Origin of the sequence: Tepidicaulis marinus (assembly GCF_000739695.1) — a bacterium.
GTDB classification, from domain to species: Bacteria; Pseudomonadota; Alphaproteobacteria; order Parvibaculales; family Parvibaculaceae; genus Tepidicaulis; species Tepidicaulis marinus.
The window spans coordinates 43,135-65,156 of sequence record NZ_BBIO01000019.1 but is presented as its reverse complement, the minus strand read 5'-3'; the positions used below and the strand labels follow the sequence as shown (position 1 = coordinate 65,156).

Annotated in this window: 21 protein-coding genes, 1 tRNA gene and 1 pseudogene; 15 read left to right on the top strand and 8 right to left on the bottom strand. The window is 60.8% G+C overall.

Annotated features, from left to right (window positions below; all coding sequences use genetic code 11):
- Positions 1–822 (bottom strand): annotated as a pseudogene (locus tag M2A_RS14965) (hypothetical protein); the annotation flags it as partial.
- Positions 823–1,093: 271 nt separating this feature from the next.
- Here M2A_RS14965 and M2A_RS17860 point away from each other — a divergent pair.
- Complete coding sequence (locus tag M2A_RS17860) at positions 1,094–1,324, top strand: GNAT family N-acetyltransferase (protein ID WP_081875666.1); 231 nt, start codon at positions 1,094–1,096, stop codon at positions 1,322–1,324.
- On the opposite strand, the gene M2A_RS14955 is transcribed toward M2A_RS17860, so the two are convergent.
- The 4 genes from M2A_RS14955 to mnmA form a co-directional block, all read right to left on the bottom strand.
- Positions 1,303–1,379: transfer RNA gene (locus M2A_RS14955), tRNA-Met, on the bottom strand. The two genes, M2A_RS17860 and M2A_RS14955, sit on opposite strands and share 22 nt — an antisense overlap.
- Before the next feature lie 93 nt (positions 1,380–1,472).
- A complete protein-coding gene (locus tag M2A_RS14950; protein WP_081875665.1) occupies positions 1,473–2,330 on the bottom strand; it encodes an ion transporter in 858 nt (285 codons plus the stop codon).
- A gap of 58 nt (positions 2,331–2,388) precedes the next feature.
- On the bottom strand, positions 2,389–3,120 hold the full coding sequence (locus M2A_RS14945) for a class I SAM-dependent methyltransferase (RefSeq protein ID WP_156101782.1): 732 nt from the start codon (positions 3,118–3,120) through the stop codon (positions 2,389–2,391).
- A gap of 105 nt (positions 3,121–3,225) precedes the next feature.
- A complete protein-coding gene (gene mnmA, locus M2A_RS14940; RefSeq protein WP_081875667.1) occupies positions 3,226–4,482 on the bottom strand; it encodes a tRNA 2-thiouridine(34) synthase MnmA in 1,257 nt (418 codons plus the stop codon).
- Between the two features lie 326 nt (positions 4,483–4,808).
- On the opposite strand from mnmA, the gene M2A_RS14935 reads away from it, so the two are divergent.
- From M2A_RS14935 to M2A_RS14875, 13 genes are all read left to right on the top strand, one after another.
- The gene (locus M2A_RS14935) at positions 4,809–6,419 is read left to right on the top strand and encodes a flagellar hook-length control protein FliK (RefSeq protein WP_045449102.1); all 1,611 of its coding nucleotides are present in this window, start codon (positions 4,809–4,811) and stop codon (positions 6,417–6,419) included.
- A gap of 14 nt (positions 6,420–6,433) precedes the next feature.
- On the top strand, positions 6,434–7,141 hold the full coding sequence (locus M2A_RS14930; RefSeq protein ID WP_052379530.1) for a flagellar hook capping FlgD N-terminal domain-containing protein: 708 nt from the start codon (positions 6,434–6,436) through the stop codon (positions 7,139–7,141).
- A gap of 141 nt (positions 7,142–7,282) precedes the next feature.
- Positions 7,283–7,558 (top strand): CtrA inhibitor SciP, encoded by a 276-nt coding sequence (gene sciP / locus M2A_RS14925; RefSeq protein WP_045449099.1) that lies wholly within the window; start codon positions 7,283–7,285, stop codon positions 7,556–7,558.
- Between the two features lie 363 nt (positions 7,559–7,921).
- Entirely contained in the window at positions 7,922–9,610 is a 1,689-nt protein-coding gene (fliF, locus tag M2A_RS14920) for a flagellar basal-body MS-ring/collar protein FliF (protein ID WP_045449096.1), read from the top strand.
- Between the two features lie 14 nt (positions 9,611–9,624).
- Positions 9,625–10,659, top strand: coding sequence for a flagellar motor switch protein FliG (gene fliG, locus M2A_RS14915; protein WP_045449094.1), 1,035 nt, complete (start codon positions 9,625–9,627; stop codon positions 10,657–10,659).
- An 11-nt stretch (positions 10,660–10,670) separates the two neighbouring features.
- Positions 10,671–11,369 carry a FliH/SctL family protein gene (locus tag M2A_RS14910; RefSeq protein WP_045449091.1) on the top strand — a complete coding sequence of 233 codons (699 nt, stop codon included), beginning with the start codon at positions 10,671–10,673 and terminating at the stop codon, positions 11,367–11,369.
- A complete protein-coding gene (gene fliN, locus M2A_RS14905; RefSeq protein WP_081875663.1) occupies positions 11,362–11,724 on the top strand; it encodes a flagellar motor switch protein FliN in 363 nt (120 codons plus the stop codon). The genes M2A_RS14910 and fliN overlap by 8 nt, the downstream gene beginning before the upstream one ends.
- A complete protein-coding gene (locus M2A_RS14900; protein WP_045449089.1) occupies positions 11,721–12,512 on the top strand; it encodes a motility protein A in 792 nt (263 codons plus the stop codon). Before fliN ends, M2A_RS14900 begins: the two co-directional genes overlap by 4 nt.
- An 18-nt stretch (positions 12,513–12,530) precedes the next feature.
- On the top strand, positions 12,531–13,889 hold the full coding sequence (gene flbD / locus M2A_RS14895) for a sigma-54-dependent transcriptional regulator FlbD (RefSeq protein ID WP_045449087.1): 1,359 nt from the start codon (positions 12,531–12,533) through the stop codon (positions 13,887–13,889).
- Between the two features lie 40 nt (positions 13,890–13,929).
- The gene (gene flhA, locus M2A_RS14890; RefSeq protein WP_045449085.1) at positions 13,930–16,041 is read left to right on the top strand and encodes a flagellar biosynthesis protein FlhA; all 2,112 of its coding nucleotides are present in this window, start codon (positions 13,930–13,932) and stop codon (positions 16,039–16,041) included.
- A gap of 63 nt (positions 16,042–16,104) precedes the next feature.
- Complete coding sequence (locus M2A_RS14885) at positions 16,105–17,277, top strand: flagellar biosynthesis protein FlhF (protein ID WP_045449083.1); 1,173 nt, start codon at positions 16,105–16,107, stop codon at positions 17,275–17,277.
- Positions 17,278–17,305: 28 nt separating this feature from the next.
- Entirely contained in the window at positions 17,306–18,133 is an 828-nt protein-coding gene (locus M2A_RS14880) for a MinD/ParA family protein (protein ID WP_197052962.1), read from the top strand.
- A gap of 119 nt (positions 18,134–18,252) precedes the next feature.
- Positions 18,253–18,576, top strand: a complete 324-nt coding sequence (locus tag M2A_RS14875; protein ID WP_045449081.1) for a hypothetical protein — start codon at positions 18,253–18,255, stop codon at positions 18,574–18,576.
- Between the two features lie 72 nt (positions 18,577–18,648).
- Here M2A_RS14875 and M2A_RS14870 read toward each other — a convergent pair whose 3' ends face one another.
- The 3 genes from M2A_RS14870 to fliI form a co-directional block, all read right to left on the bottom strand.
- Positions 18,649–19,134, bottom strand: a complete 486-nt coding sequence (locus tag M2A_RS14870) for a YajQ family cyclic di-GMP-binding protein (protein ID WP_045449080.1) — start codon at positions 19,132–19,134, stop codon at positions 18,649–18,651.
- A gap of 96 nt (positions 19,135–19,230) precedes the next feature.
- The gene (locus M2A_RS14865; RefSeq protein ID WP_045449079.1) at positions 19,231–19,650 is read right to left on the bottom strand and encodes a flagellar FliJ family protein; all 420 of its coding nucleotides are present in this window, start codon (positions 19,648–19,650) and stop codon (positions 19,231–19,233) included.
- Entirely contained in the window at positions 19,650–20,996 is a 1,347-nt protein-coding gene (gene fliI, locus M2A_RS14860; protein WP_045449139.1) for a flagellar protein export ATPase FliI, read from the bottom strand. The genes M2A_RS14865 and fliI overlap by 1 nt, the downstream gene beginning before the upstream one ends.
- A gap of 281 nt (positions 20,997–21,277) precedes the next feature.
- Between fliI and ctrA the strand changes: the two genes are divergently transcribed.
- Complete coding sequence (ctrA, locus tag M2A_RS14855; RefSeq protein ID WP_045449078.1) at positions 21,278–21,985, top strand: response regulator transcription factor CtrA; 708 nt, start codon at positions 21,278–21,280, stop codon at positions 21,983–21,985.
- Positions 21,986–22,022: the final 37 nt, after the last annotated feature.

Sequence of the window (22,022 nt, the reverse complement as noted above, 5' to 3'; positions counted from 1 at the left end):
CAGAGAGAATATTTCGCTCTCCTGTTCTCTTGGAATTACCCCCTCAGGTTCTTCGATCATGCATGTAGCAGGGAAGAGTCGACCCTCGTCCGTTTTTAGCGCGCGAAGAACATCAGTCTTGGTAATTGTCGGGCTCTCAGCGCTTTCCGACAACGCCTTGCGCCTTACCAGTTCCTTAAGCTGAACAGGCGCGTCAACATCGCTTCCCGGCAGATATTGACCGAAGTCCTGAGTTAGAGAATTCCGCTGATCCAGATACCCCCCATGACCGCCCTCTAGGTAGAGAAGCCTACAAAAGCTGGAAAGACGTTCTTCTGCAAGGTCCGTATTGCTTATGAGCTTTTGTGCCTCTTTCGGATGTCGGTGCTCCGCGCCGGTTGCAACATCCGAAATTGTTTCAAGGATTTTTTCGTTTATTGGACGGTTTGTAATGAACCTAAACTGAAGCACACGGTCACAATGCTCCGCGCCATACTTGTTAATCAGCGCCTGATAGCGCTCAGAAAATCCCTTTAAAGTTATTGCTAACCCGCTCTGCGTCCACGGCTCGTCTGAGCTTTGTGTTGAGTGCTTCAACTGGCAGTACTTAACGAGCGAAGCAGTAGCCAAATCTTCGCTGCCGCAATATTCCGCGATATCGATGACCTGCTCACCCGCCTCGATAGAGGCACCACTGCCTGTTTCCGCAAGCGATGCACCTTCTATCGAAAACGCAACAAGGTCTGAACTTGGCGAGAGCAACCTCAAACATTGTCGCGCAGCCCACAAATAGTGAAACTCATCACCATCGCGGCTAAAACGGACGAGGCTACTTCTGCTCATTTGGGCCGCCCAAATAATAAACAAAATCAGTCATCTATATAAATCTCTGTCAGCCCCCAATACTTTACAATAGAATTGATATCACATAGCGTTCATGTTTTGTACCGTCATTTCAGACAGCTGATCGTCCCTACATAGGGGGCCACCCCCAAACTCGTTTCATTCGGTGCCAGCCCACCGTGACAACCTCATCCGCAAAAAGCAGCATTGCTCGCGTCAGAAGCGAACTGGCGGCCCTCGCAAAAAATGGCTGACGTGGCCAAGAAGGAAGGTGAACTGGCCGCAAAAGGAAACCAAGGCACATGCCCATGTCCTCGATGCGCGGCGCGGAAATGAGATCGATGCCGTGCCCGGCAACACCCGCTCCATCCGCCTTCTTGAGCGGCACGGCTTTGAAAAAGAAGGCCTCCTGCGCCAGCACGCCTACTGGAAAGGCCGCTTCTGGGACCAGCTTATCTTCGGGCAGGTTTTGCAAGGAAATGGTAGCGGAGGAGGGACTTGAACCCCCGACACGCGGATTATGATTCCGCTGCTCTAACCAGCTGAGCTACTCCGCCCCAAAGGCATCGCGGGCCAGGCGGCCCGCGGAAAGTGAGGGGATATAAGGCCCCTGCCCCGCCCTTGTCAAGCAAGGCGTGGCGCGCTGCGCGCTACTCCCGCCCCTCGGCCAGAGCGGCCCGCAAATCGCGGATTTCGCGCTTGATATCGGCCAGATCCCGGGCCATCGCCGCCCGTTCCTCATGGGCGCGCCGCTCGATCGTCTCGCGCTCCGCATGGGCCTCGCCCTCGTGAATCATCTGCATGGAATCGACAATGATGCCGATGACGAGATTGAGCACCATGAAGGTGGTAAAGAGAATGAACGGCACGAAAAACGCCCAGGCCCAGGGATAGACCTCCATCACCGGACGCACGATTCCCATGGACCAGCTTTCCAGCGTCATGATCTGGAAAAGGGAATAGAGCGTGCGCCCGATCGTGCCGAACCAGTCCGGAAAGGCCTCGCCGAAAAACTCGGTGCCGAGCACGGCGAAAATATAGAAAATCAGCAAGAGAACGCCCGCCACCGAGCCCATGCCCGGCAGCGCCATGAGCAGCGACTGCACCACCTTGCGCATCGAGGGAATGACGGAGAAAAGCCGCAGCACACGCAGAATGCGCAGCGCGCGCAAAACCGACAAGGGCCCCGCCGCCGGCACCAGCGCAATGGCGACAATGGCAAGGTCGAAATTGTTCCAGCCGTTCTTGAAGAAGGAAAGCCGGTAGGCCCAGAACTTCAGAAGCAGTTCGGCCACGAAGATCGCAAGTGCCACGCGATCGATGGCCAGAAGAAGACCGCCCATCCGCGCCATCGCTTCGGCGGAGGTTTCAAGGCCGAGCGTCACGGCATTGACGAGAATGACGGTGATGATGAAGCGCTGAAACCAGCCCGCCTCCACCACCCGCAGCGCAAAGCCGCGCCCCGCGCCGCCTGCACGTGAAGATGAAACCCCGTTTGTCGATGTCATCGCGTCAGCCCGCTGCGCTGCCCGTTACCAGAAGCAGAAATAGGAAAAGCGCCGCAGTTTAAAAGGTGGCAGGTGCGCCGGCTTCCACCTCGCCGGAAATTTTCGGCGCCGAGCGCGGAGCCTTCCCCTCGCTCTGGCGGTCGGCGGCTTCTTCGCCGGCCGGCTTTTGAAACCTCAGCATGGTGAAAAGGCCCATCGGGTTCAGCGGCTGGGTTTCCTGCAGGTCGAGCTTGGTGATGCCCGTAATCGTTTCGACCTTAAAGTCGGGATGCCAGCCAAGCGCGCGCGCGGCAGGCGCCATCCAGCGCTCGATGCGCCCGCGCACCCCGTGATCCTGCGCAAAATGATTGACGATGAAGACCTGGCCGCCCGGCGCGCACACGCGCTCAAGCTCCCGCATCACCTTTTCCGGCTCCGGCACCACGGTCATCACATACATGGCGACCACGGTGTCGAACTGCCCGTCGGCAAAAGCCAGCTCGGAGGCGTCCATTTCCACGATCGCCTCCACATTGGCAAGGTTCTTTTCCTTCACCCGCGTGCGCGCCTTTTTGAGCATGTCGGTGGAAAGGTCGATACCCGTCACCTTCAAATGCTTGCCATAGCGCGGCAGCGAGAGGCCCGTGCCCACCCCCACTTCAAGCACGGAGCCCGAACGGCGATTGATGGCGCGGACCGCATGTTTGCGGCCGGCATCGGCAATCGGGCCGAAGGAAAAGTCATAAACAGGTGCCCAGCGAGCGTAAGCTTCCCGGACGGATTTTTCGTCGATGCGCGATTTGACGCTCAAAAGATGGGCTCCCTCGTGACGGCGTTGCCAGTTTGCCGCGGCAGATTAGTTTTACCAAAGTTTTCCGTAATAATCCGCCAGAAAATGGCGGATTGAAGGCGGGATTTACGCCTCGGCCCTTTGTTTCACGCCGCGTGCAGCCTCACGCGCCGTTTCCGTTTCCAGCGGCCGCCCGCGCACCGCATTGCCATAGCGGTTGACGGAGCGGCGGATCCAGCCGCCGCCCAGCACGCGGGCGCCGGTTTGCGCGTCATAGAACACACAGGCCTGACCGGGCGCCACGCCATCTTCCCCCGTTTTCAGCTCAACCCGCGCGCGCCCTTCCCCCAGCGGCACGAGCAGCGCCGGCGCCGGCGGGCGCGTCGAGCGCACCTTGGCCAGCACCTCGAGCGGCTGATCGTTTTCATCGAGATTGCCGGGGCCGATCCAATTCACTTCGGCAAGTTCGATCTTATGCGTCAGCAACATGTCTTTCGGCCCGACCACGACCTGTTTCTTCGCCGCATCGAGCCGCACCACATAAAGCGGCTCGCCCATGGCAACACCGAGACCGCGGCGCTGGCCGATCGTGTAATGAAGAATGCCGTCGTGGCGGCCGAGCACATTGCCGTCCATATCCACGATATCGCCGGGCTCCGCCGCGCCCGGGCGCAGCTTCAAGATCACATCCGCATAGCGCCCGGAGGGGACGAAGCAAATGTCCTGGCTGTCCGGCTTTTCCGCAACGCCGAGCCCGTAGCGCTGGGCAATGGCGCGGGTTTCCGCCTTATGCAGGCGGCCCAGCGGAAAGCGCAGGAAGTCGAGCTGCTCGCGCGTCGTGGTGAAAAGGAAATAGCTCTGGTCGCGCTCGGGGTCGGCGGCGCGCAGCATCTGCCAGCCGTCCGGGCCGGGTTCGCTGGCAATATAATGGCCGGTCGCCAGCGCATCCGCGCCCAGTTCCTTGGCCGCCTGAAACATATCGCGGAATTTCACGCGCTCATTGCAGCGCACGCAAGGGATGGGCGTTTCGCCGGCAAGATAAGAGTCAGCGAACTCTTCCATCACCTGATCCCGGAAGCGGCTTTCATAATCGAGCACGTAATGAGGAATGCCGATCTTCTCGGCCACCAGGCGCGCATCGTGAATGTCCTGGCCCGCGCAGCACGCCCCCTTGCGGGCAATGGCCGCGCCATGGTCGTAAAGCTGCAGCGTGATGCCGATCACCTCATAGCCTTCTTCTTTCAGAAGAGCGGCGGTTACGGAGGAATCGACCCCGCCCGACATCGCCACGACCACCCGCGTTTCGGCAGGCGGCTTGGCAAAGCCGAGGCTGTTCACCCCGCCTTTTGGCTCTTGCGCGCTGGATGGTGCGGACACGCTCATATCAATCGGCCGTATCACTTCGGTCACATTCATAAAGCATAAGGCGCGGCGGCCTCTATGCCGGGCAGCATTCCGCTGCACGGAAGAAGAGCCTCTGCGGCGCATTTCGCCGCCCAAAGGCCCCGGAAAGCCGCACTATAGACAAGAGATATGCCGTTGCAATGACGCCATCGGCCGCGTCTGGGCATTTTCTGCCGCCCGGCGGCAGGCTTTGCCGCGCCTTTCGAGCGCTCTTACTCTAAGCCATTGATTTAGAAAGAACTTTTTCTGGCCTCCAACTTGCTCAGTAGGACGCAGGAATTCTTGCCTCTAAGGGACAGGTCATTATGGAAGTCAGTACCTCTTCTTCGCAGCGCAGCCCGGAAACCGAGCTTCTCCGGCGCAATGAGACGGCACGCCTGTCCAAAGGCGCCATCGATGACGCGTTCTCGCGCCATTTGAATGAGACGCGCCAGGAGGCAAAAGCCGACCAGCGCGGCGTTTCGGCAGCCGAAAGCCGGGCGGAAGAAGCCCGCGAGGCCCGCCGCGCCGACGATAAACGCGGCGAAAGCAGCCGCGCGGAGAGCCAGGCCGAGCATCAGCGCGCCGAAAAGCGCCGGGATGAGGAAGCCCGCGCCAAACGCGCCGATGAAAAAGCCTCCGAAAAGGCAGCCGCTGCAAGAGAAAAGGACACGCCCGGAAAACCCGCCGAAGAAGCCCAGGGCGAGGAGGCAGATCTTGCCGCCAGCCTTACAGAGCAGGCAGCGCTTCCGGCCGATACCGCTAAAACGGGTACAGGCAGCCCCGCTCCGAACGGCGAGGAAGCCGCGCAGAGCACGGCAAATGCCGATGCCACAGCGCCTGCCGTGGACGGCGAAGGCACAGAGCAGGCCGCCCAGGCCGGCGCAGATACGAATGCCGGCAAGGAAACCGGCACGCAGAACACCGCAGCCGCCGAAGCGGCCAAGAGCGCGCAGACCGCCGCTGCGAGCGGCCTTAACACCGCAGCAAGCGCAGCCGTTCAAAGCACCGCGCAAGGCACCGGCCAGACCAATAACGCGCAAGGCGCCCGCAGCGCCGCCCCCGACATTAATGCCGCCGCAGCCAATGGCGCAGAAAGCGGGGGCAACTCCGCGCTGCAAGCCGCGCAAGCTGCAGCCGATGCCGATCTATCCGGCAATCTGGCCGATGACGGCGCTCTTGCGGGCAAAGATGGCAAGACACTGGGCCAGCTCGCCGCCGATAAATTGAGCGCGGGCAAGGAAGGCACGGCAACCGAGTTCAAAGTAGCCGGCACGGAAAATGCCGCCCCGCGCCCGCAGGCCCCGGCAACTCCCGCGGCTGCCCCCCAGCAGGCGACCGCGCTTAATCTTGCCGGCTTTGGCCTGGCAGGCACCGAAAAACCGCTCAACGTCATTTTCGACAGCGCCAGCGGCCTTCAGATCGAGAGCTTGCCCACCGGCACCTCGACCCAGAACGCCAACCCGGTTCAGCTGCGCTTCGGCGCCCTGCCCGGCCAGGCGCAGGCAACACAGGTGCCCGCCTCCGCGATCGCCCTGCAAATCGCCAAGCACGTCCAGAAAGGCGTCAACACATTCGAGATCCGCATCGACCCGCCGGAACTTGGCCGCGTGGACGTCAAACTCGATGTCGCAACGGACGGCCGCGTGACCGCTCATCTTGTGGTGGAAAAGGCCGAAACGCTCGATCTTCTTCAGCGCGATGCCAAGGCACTACAGCAAGCGCTGCAGGATGCCGGGCTCGACACGGACCAGGACACGCTCTCCTTCTCGCTGCAGGACGAGGGCAATGCCAGCGCCTTCGGTGAGGGACGCGAAGGAAATGACGGCACTGCGCCCGGCGCCGGGGAAACCGGCACCGCCGAGGCCGAGGCCGAAGTGATCACCAGCTACCGCGTCATGCTCAATGGCGAAACCGGCGTCGACATCCGGGTATAGGAACGGAGACCTTTATGGATATTCTCGGCAGCAACCCCGCCTCTGTCGCCGCTCAGGCACAGCAGAACCTGCGCGCCCAATCCGCCACCGCTTCTGCGGCGCTGGACACGAATTTCGATACGTTCCTGACGCTGCTGACCACACAGCTGCGCCACCAGGACCCGCTCAACCCGCTCGAATCGAACGAGTTCACCCAGCAGCTCGTCCAGTTCTCCGGCGTCGAGCAGTCGATCCAGACGAACCGCCAGCTGGAAAGTCTCTTGGCCGTCGCCGCCGCCACAAGCTCCAGCCAGGCCGTCTCTTATATCGGCAAGGAAGTGGATGCGGTCTCCAACGTCGCCGAGCTGAAAGACGGCGAGGCCTCCTGGATCTTCGGACTGGCCGAGGAAGCGGAAACCGCGACCTTGAACATTCTCGATGCCAATGGCGCGACCGTCTACACGAAGGAAATCAGCGGCGCCACCGGCGCGCAGGATTTCGTTTGGGATGGCAAGAACAATGACGGGGTGGACCAGCCCGACGGCTTCTACATCATAGATATCGAAGCCACCAACGAAGACGGCGAGCAGGTTCAATATTCCTCCCGCATCACCGGCACGGTGACCGGCGTCGACTTCTCCGGCAACGTCCCGCTGATCAATCTGGGCGACCAGACGATCCCGGCTTCGGATGTGCTGGCAGTGCGCGACAAGGCGCAAAGCCAGCCGCCGAGCGGCACTTAAGGGAGAACGGCCTTTTCATGTCCCGCGATGGCACGCTTAACCCGTTGAAATTCATGGAAACTTTACCGTGGCACTTAGACCTTTTTTAAAAGGCTCCAGCCTAGATTGGTGTCCACAGTTGAGTACGGAGACCGCAAGGCAATGAGCGAGCAACAGTCATCTCGGGTGAACTACGTGATCGGCCCTGACGGGAGCCCGCTCACCGTGGCCGATCTTCCGCCCCCTAATACCAAGCGCTGGGTCATCCGGCGCAAGGCGGAAGTCGTGGCTGCAGTGCGCGGCGGTCTGATCAGTCTTGAAGAAGCATGCAAGCGCTACACGCTGACCGTGGAGGAATTCCTGAGCTGGCAGCGCTCTATTGAAAAGCACGGCCTGGCCGGTTTGCGCGCCACACGGGTTCAGCAATACCGGCAGTAGCCATTTACACCGGCAGTAAGATTGAGTGCTGCGTACTTTCTGCCGAGAAGGCGCCGGGTCATTCCGGCGCCTTCTTTGTTTCCTGCGCCTCCCCGGGATTTCAATCCTTACCAGCTCCTTACTTTTCCACAGATCGGGGCAATTATTTCCGCTTTTGAGTCCCCCCAGCCGATGGAAATACATTCCTGTTAAGCATCTGGTTACCTCAATACCGGTAAATTTTGCCTACCGACACAGGGGGGCTTGATCCAAAGGATAAAGGATCGGCCACACAGGCAAAGGAGTTGCCACCGTCCCCTGTCGACTATGCCGACCGATCCAAGAAGGAGAGGGACGCAGAGGCGACAACACTAGGGTGGTAGCGTGAACAGCTTTGCCGATTTCCTAAAGACGCTCGGACCGTCTCGTATCGCAGCACTGGGCCTCGTGGCCGCAGGCCTTTTCGGCTTCTTCGCCTTCGTGACCATCAAGGTCACCGAAGAGCCCATGGCCTTGCTCTATTCCGAACTCGACCAGCAGGACGCCGCTGCAATTCTCGCCGAGCTTGACGCCCAGAACATCCCTTACGAACTCAAAGGCGACGGCACCCGCATCTTCGTGCCGGAAAACCGCGTTTTGCGCATGCGCATGGCCATGGCCGAACAGGGCCTGCCGAACGGCAACATTGTCGGCTATGAAATCTTTGACAATGCCGATGCGCTGGGCACGACGAGCTTCGTGCAGAACCTGAATTACCTGCGCGCGCTGGAAGGCGAAATGGCGCGCACGATCCGCTCCATCGACCGGGTTGAAAATGCCCGCGTCCATCTGGTGCTGCCGGAACGCGAAGTCTTCTCCCGCCAGCGCCGTGAGCCGAGCGCCTCCATCGTTCTGAAAGTGCGCGGCGCCCCGCTCGCCCAGTCGCAAGTCAAAGCCATTCAATATCTCGCTGCTTCCGGTGTGGACGGGCTGAAACCCGGCCGTGTCTCCATCGTCGATGAAGCCGGCAACCTTCTGGCCAGCGGTGACGGCAACGAGACCGCCGCTGCGCTCAACGCCACGTTCGACGAACGCAACATTGCCTATGAGCGCCGCCTGCGCTCGGAGATCGAGCGGATCGTGGAAAGCATCGTAGGGCCGGAAAAAGCCCGCGTGCGCGTCACCGCCGAACTGGACTTCAACCGCGTCACCCGCACATCGGACCGTTACGATCCCGACGGCCAAGTCGTGCGCTCCACGCAGACCGTGGAAGAAAGCTCCGCCAGCTCCGATGGCGCCGTCAATGACGGCGTGACCGTCGGCAATAATGTGCCGGACGCCAATTTCGGTCCGGAGAACGGCGATGGCGCCGCCGCCGCCACCGACACCTCGAGCCGCGTGGAAGAAACCGTCAATTACGAAATTTCGCGGGTGACCGAAACGGAAGTACTCGAAGCAGGCCGCGTCAAACGCATCTCGGTCGCTGTTCTTGTCGACGGCGTTTACGATCAAACGCCGGACGGCCAGGTTGATTATCAAAGCCGCTCGTCGGAGGATCTTGAAAAGATCGCCAGCCTGGTGCGCTCGGCCATCGGCTATGACGAAGAGCGCGGCGACCAGGTCGAAGTCGTGAACTTGCGCTTTGCTCCGCAAAGCGAGGCGGAAAAGCTGCCGGAAATCGAAGAGCCTTTCCTGGGTTTGCGCAAGGCCGACTATATCCGGATCGGTGAAATTGCCGCGCTGCTCATCATTTCCGTCCTGGTGCTGCTCTTTGTGGTGCGGCCCTTCATCAGAGGCTTGAACGCGCCCGCCTCGACGGGCACCAACCTCGCCCTGCCTGCCGGTACGCAATATACGGCCGAAGACGGCACGCAGATGATTGCGCAAGGAACCGACGAGCAAGGTGAGCCCATTGCCGCCCTGCCCGGCCCTCAGGTGCAGCGCACATCCGACGTGGAAAGCATGATCGATATCGCCCGCGTCGAAGGCAAGGTGCGCGAATCCTCGGTCAAGAAAGTCGGCGAACTGATCAGCGGCCATCCTGACGAGACCCTGGCCATTATCCGCAACTGGCTGCATGAGCAGCCGGCATAAGGGGAGATGGGCACATGGCTGAACAATTGAAAATCAAAGTCAAGGAAGACCTCGATAAACTCACCGGCCCTGAAAAAGCCGCGGTCTTCATGCTCTCCGTTTCCGATGACAGCGCGTCTGCGATCTGGGACAAGCTGGATGATGAAGAAATCCGCGACGTCTCGCAGGTCATGTCGAACCTCGGCACCGTCTCGGCGCAGCTCGTGGAACGTTTGCTTGTGGAATTCACCTCGCACATGTCCTCCACCGGCGCGCTGACGGGCACGTACGAATCCACCGAACGGCTCCTCAAGCGCTTCCTTTCCGGCGAGCGTGTAGATGCCGTCATGGACGAAATCCGCGGCCCTGCCGGGCGCAACATGTGGGAAAAGCTCGGCAATGTGAATGACGAAGTGCTCGCCAATTACCTGAAGAACGAGTACCCGCAAACCGTTGCCGTCGTTCTTTCGAAAATCCGTTCCGAACATGCCGCCCGCGTGCTCAGCCACCTGCCCGAAGATTTTGCGCTGGAAGTCGTCACCCGGATGCTGCGCATGGAAGCAGTGCAAAAAGACATTCTCGACAAAGTCGAGCAGACCTTGCGCGCCGAGTTCATGTCCAACCTTTCACGCACGAACCGGCGCGATGCCCACGAGATGATGGCCGAAATTTTCAACAATTTCGACCGGCAGACCGAATCCCGCTTCATGACCTCTCTCGAAGAGCGCAACCGTGAAGCAGCCGAACGCATCAAGGCGCTGATGTTCACCTTCGAGGATCTGCGCAAACTCGATCCGGGCGGCGTACAAACGCTCTTGCGCTCCATCGACAAGGACAAACTGGCCATCGCGCTCAAAGGCGCGTCCGACACGATCCGCGATCTTTTCTTCGCCAATATGTCCGAACGCGCGGCCCGTATCCTGCGCGAGGACATGGAAGTCATGGGGCCGGTGCGGCTTCGCGATGTGGATGAAGCCCAGATGGCCATGGTCAATATGGCCAAGGACCTGGCCGCGCGCGGCGAGATCATGCTGGCCGACAACAAAGAAGATGACGAGCTCGTGTACTGATGAGTGCGGTAATGAGAGAAGAAAAAGAGAAAGTGAAATTCATGTTCGACAACGTCTTCCGTGCCGAAGACGCGCCCGTCGTCGTGAATGCGCCGCGCAAGAAACACGAGTTGACGGACGAGGAGATCGACGCCATCCGCGCCGAAGCGCGCGCCGAGGGCGAAGCCATCGGCCATCAGCGCGGGTATGCCGAAGCTGAGGCAAGTATCGAGCAGCAAACCGCGCAGACCCTTGCCGCCATCGGCGAAGCGCTGGGCGCCAGTTTCGTTCAGCTCGAGCAGGAGAACCGCGAGGTGCGCGAGTTCGCCGCCCGTCTCTCTCTCCTCGCCGCCCGCAAGCTCGCTGCCCGGCTGATCGCCGAGCGCCCGCAAGCCGAAATCGAAGCCGTGATCGAGGAATGCGTCACCCATCTCAACCGCGAACCGCACCTGGTACTGCGCGTCGCCGACGGTCTCTCGGGCCTGCTCAAGGGATATGTCGACCGCCTCTGCCATGAGCGCGGCATGAGCGAGCAAGTCCTTCTGATCGGCGATCCGGAAGTCGCCTTCGGCGATTGCCATGTCGAATGGGCCGATGGCGGGATCACCCGCTCTCTCTCTGCCATCGACGGAGAATTGACGCAGATCGTCGATCGTTACGTTCAAAGCCTGAAAGGCGAAAGCGAAACCGCCACTGCCCCTGCTGCCCAAAAGGAGCCGCAACATGTCTGAGAATGAAACCGGCATGGATCTTCCTGATCTTTCCAACACCGACGCGCCGCACGGCGCCGAGGATAAGAGCGATGCCGCGCAGAATGCAGCCGACCCGCAGCGCTCGGCAGCCGACCTGGAAGCCGTTTTCGATGTACCGGTCAACGTTTCCGCCGTGCTGGGAAAAGCGCATATCGAAGTGTCCGACCTTTTGAAGCTGGGACGCGGCGCCGTGGTGGAGCTCGACCGCAAGGTCGGCGAGGCCATCGACATTTACGTCAATGACCGGCTGGTCGCCCGCGGTGAGGTCGTCATTGTGGAAGACCGTCTCGGCGTGACGATGACGGAAATCATCAAGACGGGCATCAGCGGATGAGCGGAGAGCGCACATCGGCAACGGATCTGGCAACGCCGATCGGCCTCATCGCCGGTTTCGGCTTTGTCGGCACGGCCGTGTTTCTGGGCGGGGATTGGGAAGCCTTTCTCAACCTGCGCGCCTTCCTGATCGTGATCGGCGGCACCATTGCCATGACGCTCGTTTCTTACCGGTTCGATGAAGTGATCGAGGCCGTCCGGGCCGTTGGCCGCGCGCTGGCCTCCCGAACCGCCAATCTGTCCGAAGCCGCCCGCCGCCTTATTCTGCTTTCCGAGGCCGCCCGCAAGGAAGGCGTGCGCGGCGTCGAAAAGCGACTGCCGCAGCTGAGGCGCGATGCCGCCCTGTCCCGCGCGCTGACCCTGGTGGTCGAAGGCGTGCCGGCCGAGGAAGTCGAGCGCCTGCTCGGCGCCGAGCTGGATATGGCCAAAGGCCGCTGGGTGAAATCCGCCGCGATCCTGCGCCGCGCTGCCGAAGTTGCGCCCGCCATGGGCCTGATCGGCACGCTTGTCGGCCTCGTGCAGATGCTCACGCATCTCTCCGATCCCTCGAGCATCGGCCCGGCCATGGCCGTCGCGCTGATCACGACTTTTTACGGCGCTATTCTCGGCAACATGGTCTTTGCCCCGCTGGCCGCGAAAATCGAACGCAATTCTCAGGAAGACGGGCTGCGCCTGGCCATCTACGCGGCGAGCGCCGCCGCGATGACCCGTCAGGAAAGCCCGCGGCGCCTGCAAATGGCCATCAACGCCATGCTGCCGCCTGCCGACCAGATTCAGATCTATACGTGAGTAGAAGGAAAAAGCGACATGCGACTTCTTATTGTAGGAACGTTGAACGGCCAGCTCTCCACCGCCACGAAAATGGCGATGGAAAAGGGGGCCAAGGTGACCCACGCCGCCAATATCGACCAGGCGATGGATATCCTGCGCTCCGGACGCGGCGCCGATCTGCTCATGGTGGAAGTGTCGATCGACATTAACCGGCTGATCGCCAACCTGCAGGCCGAGCGCGTGCATGTGCCGGTCGTTGCCTGCGGTGTGGGCACCGATGCGCAGGCCGCCGTCAAGGCGATCCGCGCGGGCGCCAAAGAATATATCCCCCTGCCCCCGGATGCCGAGCTCATCGCCGCCGTGCTGGAAGCGGTTGCCGATGAAAGCCATCAGCTCGTCTTCAAAGACCCGAAAATGGGCGGCGTGCTGGAGCTTGCCAAACAGATCGCCGCCTCCGAAGCCAGCATCATGATCACGGGCGAATCCGGCTCCGGCAAGGAAGTCATGGCGCGCTATGTGCACCGTAAGTCGAAGCGGGCCGACAAGCCGTTCATTTCCGTGAACTGCGCCGCGATCCCCGAGAACCTCATCGAATCCGAACTTTTCGGCCACGAGAAAGGCGCTTTCACCGGTGCCATCGCCCGGCGCGTCGGCAAATTCGAGGAAGCCGATGGCGGCACGCTGCTGCTCGATGAAATCAGCGAGATCGACGTGCATCTGCAGGCCAAGCTGCTGCGCGCCATCCAGGAAAAGGAAATCGACAGGGTCGGCGGTAAGCAGCCGGTGAAGGTCAACATCCGCATCATCGCGACCTCCAACCGCGACCTTGCGGATGAAGTACGCGCAGGGCGCTTCCGCGAAGACCTGTTCTACCGCCTCAATGTCGTCAATCTGGCGCTGCCGCCGCTGCGCGAGCGCCCGGCCGACATCACGGCGCTGGCCGATCACTTCGTCAACAAATACGCCAATGTGAACGGCCTTGCCGCCAAGCCCCTGTCGGTGGAAGCCCGCCGCCATCTTGCCAAGCATGCCTGGCCCGGCAACGTGCGTGAGCTGGAAAACACCATGCACCGCGCCGTACTGCTGGCAACGGGCGATGAAATCGGCCTGGAAGCCATCCGCCTGCCGGACGGCACGCGCCTGGAAGAAGCCGCAGCTCCCTCCGTCGCGACCCTGGCCGCCGTTACCGCCGATGCCGTTTCCCGCTCCTTCGTCGGGCGCACGGTCGCGGAAGTCGAAAAAGACCTGATCATCGGCACGCTGGAACATTGCCTCGGCAACCGCACGCATGCCGCCAATATTCTGGGCATCTCGATCCGCACGCTGCGCAACAAGCTCAAGCAGTATAACGACGAGGGAACCGCCGTTCCTGCCCCGGCCAACGCCGCCTTTTGAGTAACCAGGGAAGCCCGGCTTCCATAAGGACGAAACGAGCATGAGCGACATCAGCGTCAATCAAGGCAAACTGACCGGCTTCGGCCCTGCGCGCATTCTGGGCGAGATCACCAAGCGCGGCGATCTGGCTCTTGCGCTCGGCATCATCACCATTCTCGTGGTGCTGATCCTGCCGATGCCCGCTTTCCTGCTCGACCTGTCGCTTGCCATTTCCATCACCTTCTCGGTGCTGGTGCTGATGACCGCGCTCTTCATCCGCACACCGCTCGAATTCAGCGCCTTTCCGACGGTGCTCCTCATCGCCACGATGATCCGCCTGGCGCTCAACCTCGCCTCCACCCGCCTCATTCTCTCTCAGGGCCATGAAGGCACGAATGCGGCGGGCAAGGTCATCGAGGCGTTCGGCAATTTCGTGATGCAGGGCAATTTCGTCATCGGCATCATCGTCTTTGCCATTCTGGTGATCGTGAACTTCGTCGTCATTACCAAGGGTTCGGGCCGTATCGCGGAAGTCGCCGCCCGCTTCACCTTGGATGCCATGCCCGGCAAACAGATGGCGATCGACGCGGATCTTTCCGCCGGTCTGATCGACGAGGAAACGGCCCGCACCCGCCGTAAGCGGCTGGAAGACGAGTCCGCGTTCTTCGGCTCCATGGACGGTGCCTCGAAATTCGTGCGCGGCGATGCCGTGGCCGGTCTTCTTATCACCTTCATCAATATTATCGGCGGCATCATTGTCGGCGTCGGCCAGCAGGACATGCCTTTCGGTGAAGCCGGGGCGACCTATTCGCTGCTCACCATCGGTGACGGTCTTGTCAGCCAGATCCCGGCGCTCATCGTGTCGACCGCCGCAGGCCTCCTCGTTTCCAAGGCAGGCGTTGAAGGCGCCGCCGACCGCGCGCTGTTCGACCAGCTTTCCGGCTACCCGCAAGCGCTCGGCATGTCCTCTTTCGTCATGGGCGTCATGGCGGTGCTGCCGGGTATTCCCGCCGTGCCGTTTCTTTTCCTAGCCAGCTGCACCGGCGGGCTCGCTTACTATCTGACATCCGCGCGCAAGCAAAAAGAACAGGCCGAAGTCGATGCCGCGCAAGCCGAAGTCGAAGCAACACCGCCGGCCGAAGAGCCGATCTCGACCGCGCTCAAGATCGATGAGCTGCGCCTTGAAATCGGTTACGGGCTCCTGCCGCTCATCAATGACAGCGAAGGCCAGAAGCTGACCGATCAGATCAAGGCGCTGCGCCGCCAGTTCGCCACCGATATGGGCTTCGTCATGCCGCCCGTGCGCATCCTCGACAACATGCAGCTCGATGCCAATGCTTACGTCATGCGCATCAAGGAACTGGATGCGGGCCGGGGCGATGTCTATATCAACCAGCTTCTCGTCATGGACCCCCACGGCACGAAGATCGAACTGCCGGGCCTTCACACGACCGAGCCCGCCTTCGGCCTGCCCGCGACCTGGATCGACGAGAACCTGCGCGAGGAAGCCGCCTTCCGCGGCTACACCGTGGTGGACCCGGCAACGGTCATCACCACGCATCTGACCGAGATCATCAAGGACAACATGTCCGAGCTGCTTTCTTATGCCGAAACGCAGAAGCTGCTCGACGAGCTCAGCCCGGAACACAAGCGCCTGGCGGACGACATCATCCCCGGCCAGATCACCGTCACCGGCATGCAGCGCGTCCTTCAGACGCTGCTTTCCGAGCGGGTCTCCATCCGCGACCTGCCCTCCATCCTGGAAGGGGTGGCCGAAGCCGTTGGCCATACGCAGAATACGACGCAGATCACCGAACATGTGCGCATGCGCCTTGCCCGCCAATTGGGCGCGGCCTATGCGGACGCCGAAGGCGTATTGCAGCTCGTCACGCTTTCCCCGCAATGGGAAGAAGCCTTTGCCGAAGCGCTTATCGGCCAGGGCGACGAGCGCCAGCTTGCCATGGCGCCGAGCCAACTGCAGGAATTCATCATGACCGTCCGCGACACGTTCGAGGAAGCAGCAGGCCTCGGCATCGTGCCGGTTCTGCTCACGAGCCCGGGCATCCGTCCTTATGTGCGCTCGGTGATCGAGCGGTTCCGTCCGCAAACCATCGTCATGTCGCAGAATGAGATTCATCCGAAAGCGAAGCTGAAAACCGTCGGAACGATTTAACCGGGAAGGCCGTTGCGTTAGACTTTCCTCTTGCTCCGAATTTTCAAATTTGAAGAGTGTGCCTTGCGTCTTAGAACTTTCACCGCGCCCAGCCTTGCCGAGGCCATGAACGAGGTTCGCCGCAGCCTGGGCGAAGACGCGATCATTGTCTCGACACATGAAGCGGCGGGGAAAGTGGAAGTGACCGCCGCCATTGAAGGCCGCCGCCGGGAGCCTGCGCCTCTGCTCGCCCCGGAAACCGGCCGCTCGCTCGATGATATTCTGCTGGAGCGGTTGCAAAACTCCCTGCGCGAGCCTGAAGCGCAAGGCGAGCGCTCTCTGGTCAAGACCTCTGCGCCCGCAGCACCCGCCGGGGCACGGCGCGTTGCTCCCGCCTCTCCGCGGGAAGCAGCCCGGCACGAACCGGCAGAAACCCGCTATGCCTCCTTCGATAGCGAGGAACTGCACCGGGCACTCAGCGATCATGGCACCCCGCCCGCACTCACCGCGTCGCTGGTGCGCACGGCCAGCGCGATGGACGCGGACGATCCTTTAAACGCCCTCGCCTTGGCGCTTGAAACCCGTTTCAATTTCGAGCCGCTTGCGCCCCTGCCGCAGCGCCCGCTGCTTCTCATCGGCATGCCGGGCGCGGGCAAAACCGTCACGCAGATCAAACTTGCCGCACGGGCCATGGGTGAAGGCGCCAAGATTACGCTGATCACCGCCGATGCGGTGCGCACCGGCGCGGCGCTGCAAAGCGAGGCTTACGGCGCGCTTCTCGAAGCGCCGGTTCTCAAAGCCGAAACCGCCGATGAACTCACCGGTCATCTTGCCGAATATCGTGAAGCCGCCTCCATGCACGGCGCGCGCGCCTGCCTCATCGACACGGCAAGCTTCAACCCTTTCAACGCCCAGGAAAGCGCAGAGGCGGCAGAGATGATCGCGGCGGCCCGGCGCGGCGGCAAAGCCGAACCGGTGGCCGTGCTCTCCGCCGCCATGGACCCGGTGCTGACCGCGGAAGTTGCCGAAGAAATGGCGCAGCTTGGCGCGCGGCGCGTGATCTTCACGCAGCTCGACCTTGCCCGGCGCATGGGCGGGCTGCTTGCCGCCGCCGACGCCTCCGGCCTGTCGCTTTCGCAAATCAGCATCAGCCCCTATCTGGGTCAGGGCCTTGCCCGGCTCGACCCGGTGCGTCTCGCCCAGCTTGTGCTTGGCGAAACCGGCACAAGCGGCAGCCGCAAGGCACGATCCGCATGACCCAACCAGCATGTCCGAGGACAAAAGCATGACCCGCGCAAACATCATTTCCGTTGCCTCCGGCAAAGGCGGTGTCGGCAAGACGTGGTTTTCCGTGACGCTTGCCCAGGCGCTTGCGCTGCGGAACGTCAAAACGCTGCTCATCGACGGCGATCTCGGCCTTGCCAACGTGGATGTGCAGCTCGGCCTCAGCCCGCGCCACGACCTTGGCAGTGTGATTGCCGGGCGCGTCTCGCTGAAAGACGCGCTCTTTACCTTCCGCCCCTTCGGCGAGGAGGAAGGCGGTGCGAGCTTCGACATCATGACCGGCCAGTCCGGCAGCGGCACGCTCAGCGCCTTGTCGATCGAAGAAGTCGCGCGCCTTAAACGCGGCATTGAAAAGCTCGCCGGTCATTACGGCGCGGTCATTCTGGATCTTGCCGCCGGGCTCGATGGCGCCGTACGCAAATTGTGCGAACATGATGGCCGCCATGTCGTGGTGGTCACGCCCGATCCGACTTCGATCACGGACGCCTATGCTTTCATCAAACTGCTTCTGCGGCAAAACCCGCGCGCCGATATCCGTCTCGTCATCAATCAGGCGGCGGACAAAACCGAAGGTCAGCGCACCTATGCAACCCTTGCCAATGCCTGCCGCAATTTCCTCGGCACCGAGCCCCTGCTTGCCGGGATCGTTCCCGCCGACACGCAAGTGCGCGATGCGATCCGCCGCCAGGCGCCGCTTTTCTTCCGTCACCCGCAAAGCACAGCGGGCGAGGCTGTGAAAAAAATTTCCGGCCTGCTTTTGGAAGATCCGCCCGTGCTTTCAAGCCAATCCGGCGGCAACCCGCCGCTTACCGGCTCTTCGGCACGTTAACCGAGACATCAATCTCCGCTGACACTCTGTCATAAATCCGTAGAACCCGTGATGCAATTTACACGCTGATCGGTTAAGCTGCGCCGATAACGTGGTGGATCGGATAGGGGGGATTTCCGATGAATAACGAATATGTCGCCCAAGCTCTGTCGCTATTTCAGCAAGGGTTCGACACTGTCAATTCCATTCAAGGGCTCATCATCGCCGCCCTCGCGGCCTATCTGATGAAGCGCTACAACCAGATCCTGGTCTGGACGCTGGTTGCAACCATTGCCCATGAGGCCGTCAATGTCGGCCGGCGCATCATGGCCGATGCACCCAATCCACTTCCCAATCTTGCCGATGTGGACGGCGATCTGAAACTGATCGGCATCCGTTTTCTCGGATACCTTATCGCCATCTCGATCCTTTACATCGTCAAACGGATCGTCTTGCGCGGGTAAATACCCCCGCTCCGGTAAAAAGATCAAAGCCCGGCTTAAGAGCCGGGCTTTTCTATTGGCGCGTACGTCGCCTCAATCTCTGAAATTCACATATTGCAGCGGCTGCTCGTCGGGCCGGGTTTTCAGATGCTGGATCACGTCCTGCAAATCGTCCCGCTTCTTGCCGGTGACGCGCAGCTCGTCGCCCTGAATGGCGACCTGCACTTTCAGCTTCTTGTCCTTGATTTCCTTCACCAGCTTTTTGGCCAGCTCCTTGGAAAGACCCTGCTTGATGCCGACCTTCTGGCGCTGGGACTGACCGGCGGCATTTTCGGCGGGTTTATAATCGAGGACGGAAGGTTCGATGCCGCGCTTGGCCAGGTGACCCTGCAAGACTTCATGCATCTGTTTCAGCTTCAACTCGTCATCGGCAAGGATAACAAGTTCCTCGTCATTGCGCTCGAGCGAGCATTTCGAGCCTTTGAAATCATAGCGCTGCTCGATTTCCCGGCGCACGTTCTGAATGGCATTGTCGACCTCGGAAAGATCGACTTTGGAGACAACGTCAAAAGAAGGCATGAAGAAACATTCTCACGAAAATGGATGAACTTGCCCGCATTATGCCGTGCCGGTTCCCATTCGTGAAGGCCTGAGCTTTTGAGGGATGTTCCCCCGTCAGCCGCCCATATTCTGGCGATGCATATTCAGCGACACTTCATCGAGCACATTCTGCTCGATCCGCGCGGCCTCGCGTTTCGCCCGGCGCTGGCGGCTCTGCTCCACAAGCTCGTATTTCTTGAGTTCGCGGTAGGCATCGGCCAGTTCCTCACGGGCCTGCTCCAATTGGCGGCTCAGCTCGCTCATGGACTCGATCATATTGTCCCGGCGCGCGCGCATGGATTTGGCGAACATCGGATAGGCATAATGGGCGACATCGGAGATGCCGGCCTTTTCCTGCTCCTGCACCACCTGGGCTTCCAGGTCGCGCTCCTTGCGCTGAAAATCTTCGAGCATGCTCTCGATATCGGCCACCTGCCGCCGCTTTTCATCTACTTGAAAGCGGTGCAGCCGGATCAACGATTCACGGCTTTTCATTAGTCAGTCCCCTCCGTCGCGCTGCGCCCGTCCTCGAGTCCTTCGAGAATTTGAGCGAGCTGAACAAATCCTTCGTCCAAGCCCGTGCACTCGTTCTGACCCTGGGCCAGAAACGCATCGAGTGCCGGCTGATAGCGGATGGCCCGATCCACCAAGGGATCGGAACCCGACCTATAGGCCCCCAGACGTATGAGTTCTTCCATATCGTCATAGGCGGCCATCAATCCCCGTGCCTTCCGGATGAGCTCTTGCTGCTCCGGCCGGTTGCACCCCGGCATGGTACGGGAAACCGATTTAAGAATGTTTATCGCGGGATAACGCCCGCGTTCGGCAATCGCCCGTTCAAGAACGATATGCCCGTCCAGGATCCCGCGCACCGCATCGGCGACGGGTTCGTTGTGATCGTCCCCTTCCACCAGAACGGTGAAAAGACCGGTGATCGAGCCTTCCCCCGTGCCGGGACCGGCACGTTCCAGAAGACGCGGCAACTCGGAAAAAACGGTCGGCGTATAGCCCTTGGCCGCCGGCGGCTCACCGGCGGAAAGACCGATCTCGCGCTGCGCCATGGCAAAACGGGTCACGCTGTCCATCAGGCAGAGCACTTCCTGATGCTGCTCGCGGAAATATTCCGAAAGGGTCAGCGTCAAAAGCGCCGCCTGACGGCGCATCAAGGCGCTCTCGTCCGAGGTCGCGACCACGATGACCGAGCGGGCAAGCCCTTCGGGGCCCAGATGATCCTCGATGAATTCCTGTACTTCGCGTCCACGTTCCCCGATCAGCCCGATGACCGAGACATCGGAGGCGGTGTTTTTGGCCAGCATGGACAGAAGCACCGACTTACCCACACCGGAGCCGGCGAAAATGCCCATCCGCTGGCCCTTGCAGCAGGTGGTAAACGTGTTCATGGCCCGGATGCCGAGATTGATCGGCTCTTTGACCCGCGCGCGCTGATGAGCAGGCGGCGGCGTGCCGCGGAACGGCATGGGCAGCGCCCCTTGCGGCAGCGGGCCCTTGCCGTCGATCGGCTCGCCCATCGCATTGACGACCCGGCCAAGCCAGCCGCGGGAAGGATGCACCACGGGCTCTGCCGCCTCGATCCAGGCCCGGCAGCCCACCCCTACCCCGTCCAGGGTAAGGAAAGGCAGGCAAAGCGCCGTTTTCTGGCCGAACCCCACCACCTCGCACGGCACGGTCTTGCCGGAGCGGCTTTCGATGACAATGCGGCTGCCCACACTCATGGCATAAAGAGGCCCGGCCACCTCGACCATGAGCCCCTGAATGCTGGCGACCCGGCCATACGACCTAACCTCTTGAATTTTCTCTACTTCTGCTAGAAGCGCCTGCACCGGCCACATCCCCGTTGAAACGACTCGCGAGATCGTCATTTTGGCCGGAACATGCTTAAAGGGCCGTAAACCCCCGCCTGATATTCGCGGAAAAGAAAAATTTACGTATTTACAATGGTTTAGCGGATATCACCGGGCTTCTTACAGTTCGGATAAAAATTTTTCTAATTTCTTCATTCTGATTAACCTTTGTTAACCAAATCATCTTAAAGTGGTATAGATGGATTAACGATAAGGGGAGCCATTAAGGACCTAAGTCCTTGGCTCGGATGAGGATTTCGATGCGGGTACTGCTGATTGAAGATGACAGCGCAACAGCGCAGAGCATCGACCTGATGCTCAAATCCGAAGGCTTTAACGTTTACACTACGGATCTGGGTGAAGAAGGCGTCGACCTGGGCAAGCTCTATGATTACGACATTATCCTTCTCGATCTCAATCTGCCGGATATGAGCGGCTATGAGGTGTTGAAAAGCCTTCGCACAGGAAAGATCGGCACGCCGATCCTGATTCTTTCCGGTATGGCGGGAATCGAGAACAAAGTGCGCGGTCTCGGCTTCGGCGCCGACGATTACATGACCAAGCCCTTCCACAAGGATGAGCTGGTGGCACGCATTCACGCCGTGGTCCGCCGCTCCAAGGGCCATTCCCAGTCGGTCATCACCACCGGCAAGCTCACCGTCAACCTCGACACGAAAACCGTGGAAGTGGACGGCCAGCGGGTGCATCTGACCGGCAAGGAATACCAGATGCTGGAACTGCTTTCCCTGCGCAAGGGCACGACCCTGACCAAGGAAATGTTCCTCAACCATCTTTATGGCGGGATGGACGAGCCGGAACTCAAGATTATCGACGTCTTTATCTGCAAGCTGCGCAAGAAACTGGCCGCGGCGACGGACGGCGAACATTACATCGAAACGGTTTGGGGCCGCGGCTATGTGCTGCGCGACCCGCACGAACAGACCCAGGCGACCAAAGCCTCGGCCTAAGTAGACCCGCGTCAGCGCGCCTGAATTTGCGTGCGAG

Coding starts and splice junctions, on each gene's coding strand:
- M2A_RS14865 (WP_045449079.1), bottom strand. CDS start 19,650: ATGAAAAGCCGTGAATCGTTGATCCGGCTGCACCGCTTTCAAGTAGAT.
- M2A_RS14875 (WP_045449081.1), top strand. CDS start 18,253: ATGAATAACGAATATGTCGCCCAAGCTCTGTCGCTATTTCAGCAAGGG.
- M2A_RS14930 (WP_052379530.1), top strand. CDS start 6,434: ATGGATATTCTCGGCAGCAACCCCGCCTCTGTCGCCGCTCAGGCACAG.
- flbD (WP_045449087.1), top strand. CDS start 12,531: ATGCGACTTCTTATTGTAGGAACGTTGAACGGCCAGCTCTCCACCGCC.
- M2A_RS14900 (WP_045449089.1), top strand. CDS start 11,721: ATGAGCGGAGAGCGCACATCGGCAACGGATCTGGCAACGCCGATCGGC.
- M2A_RS14910 (WP_045449091.1), top strand. CDS start 10,671: ATGAGAGAAGAAAAAGAGAAAGTGAAATTCATGTTCGACAACGTCTTC.
- M2A_RS14870 (WP_045449080.1), bottom strand. CDS start 19,134: ATGCCTTCTTTTGACGTTGTCTCCAAAGTCGATCTTTCCGAGGTCGAC.
- mnmA (WP_081875667.1), bottom strand. CDS start 4,482: ATGAGCGTGTCCGCACCATCCAGCGCGCAAGAGCCAAAAGGCGGGGTG.
- M2A_RS14950 (WP_081875665.1), bottom strand. CDS start 2,330: ATGACATCGACAAACGGGGTTTCATCTTCACGTGCAGGCGGCGCGGGG.
- sciP (WP_045449099.1), top strand. CDS start 7,283: ATGAGCGAGCAACAGTCATCTCGGGTGAACTACGTGATCGGCCCTGAC.
- ctrA (WP_045449078.1), top strand. CDS start 21,278: ATGCGGGTACTGCTGATTGAAGATGACAGCGCAACAGCGCAGAGCATC.
- fliN (WP_081875663.1), top strand. CDS start 11,362: ATGTCTGAGAATGAAACCGGCATGGATCTTCCTGATCTTTCCAACACC.
- M2A_RS14880 (WP_197052962.1), top strand. CDS start 17,306: ATGACCCGCGCAAACATCATTTCCGTTGCCTCCGGCAAAGGCGGTGTC.
- flhA (WP_045449085.1), top strand. CDS start 13,930: ATGAGCGACATCAGCGTCAATCAAGGCAAACTGACCGGCTTCGGCCCT.
- M2A_RS14935 (WP_045449102.1), top strand. CDS start 4,809: ATGGAAGTCAGTACCTCTTCTTCGCAGCGCAGCCCGGAAACCGAGCTT.
- fliG (WP_045449094.1), top strand. CDS start 9,625: ATGGCTGAACAATTGAAAATCAAAGTCAAGGAAGACCTCGATAAACTC.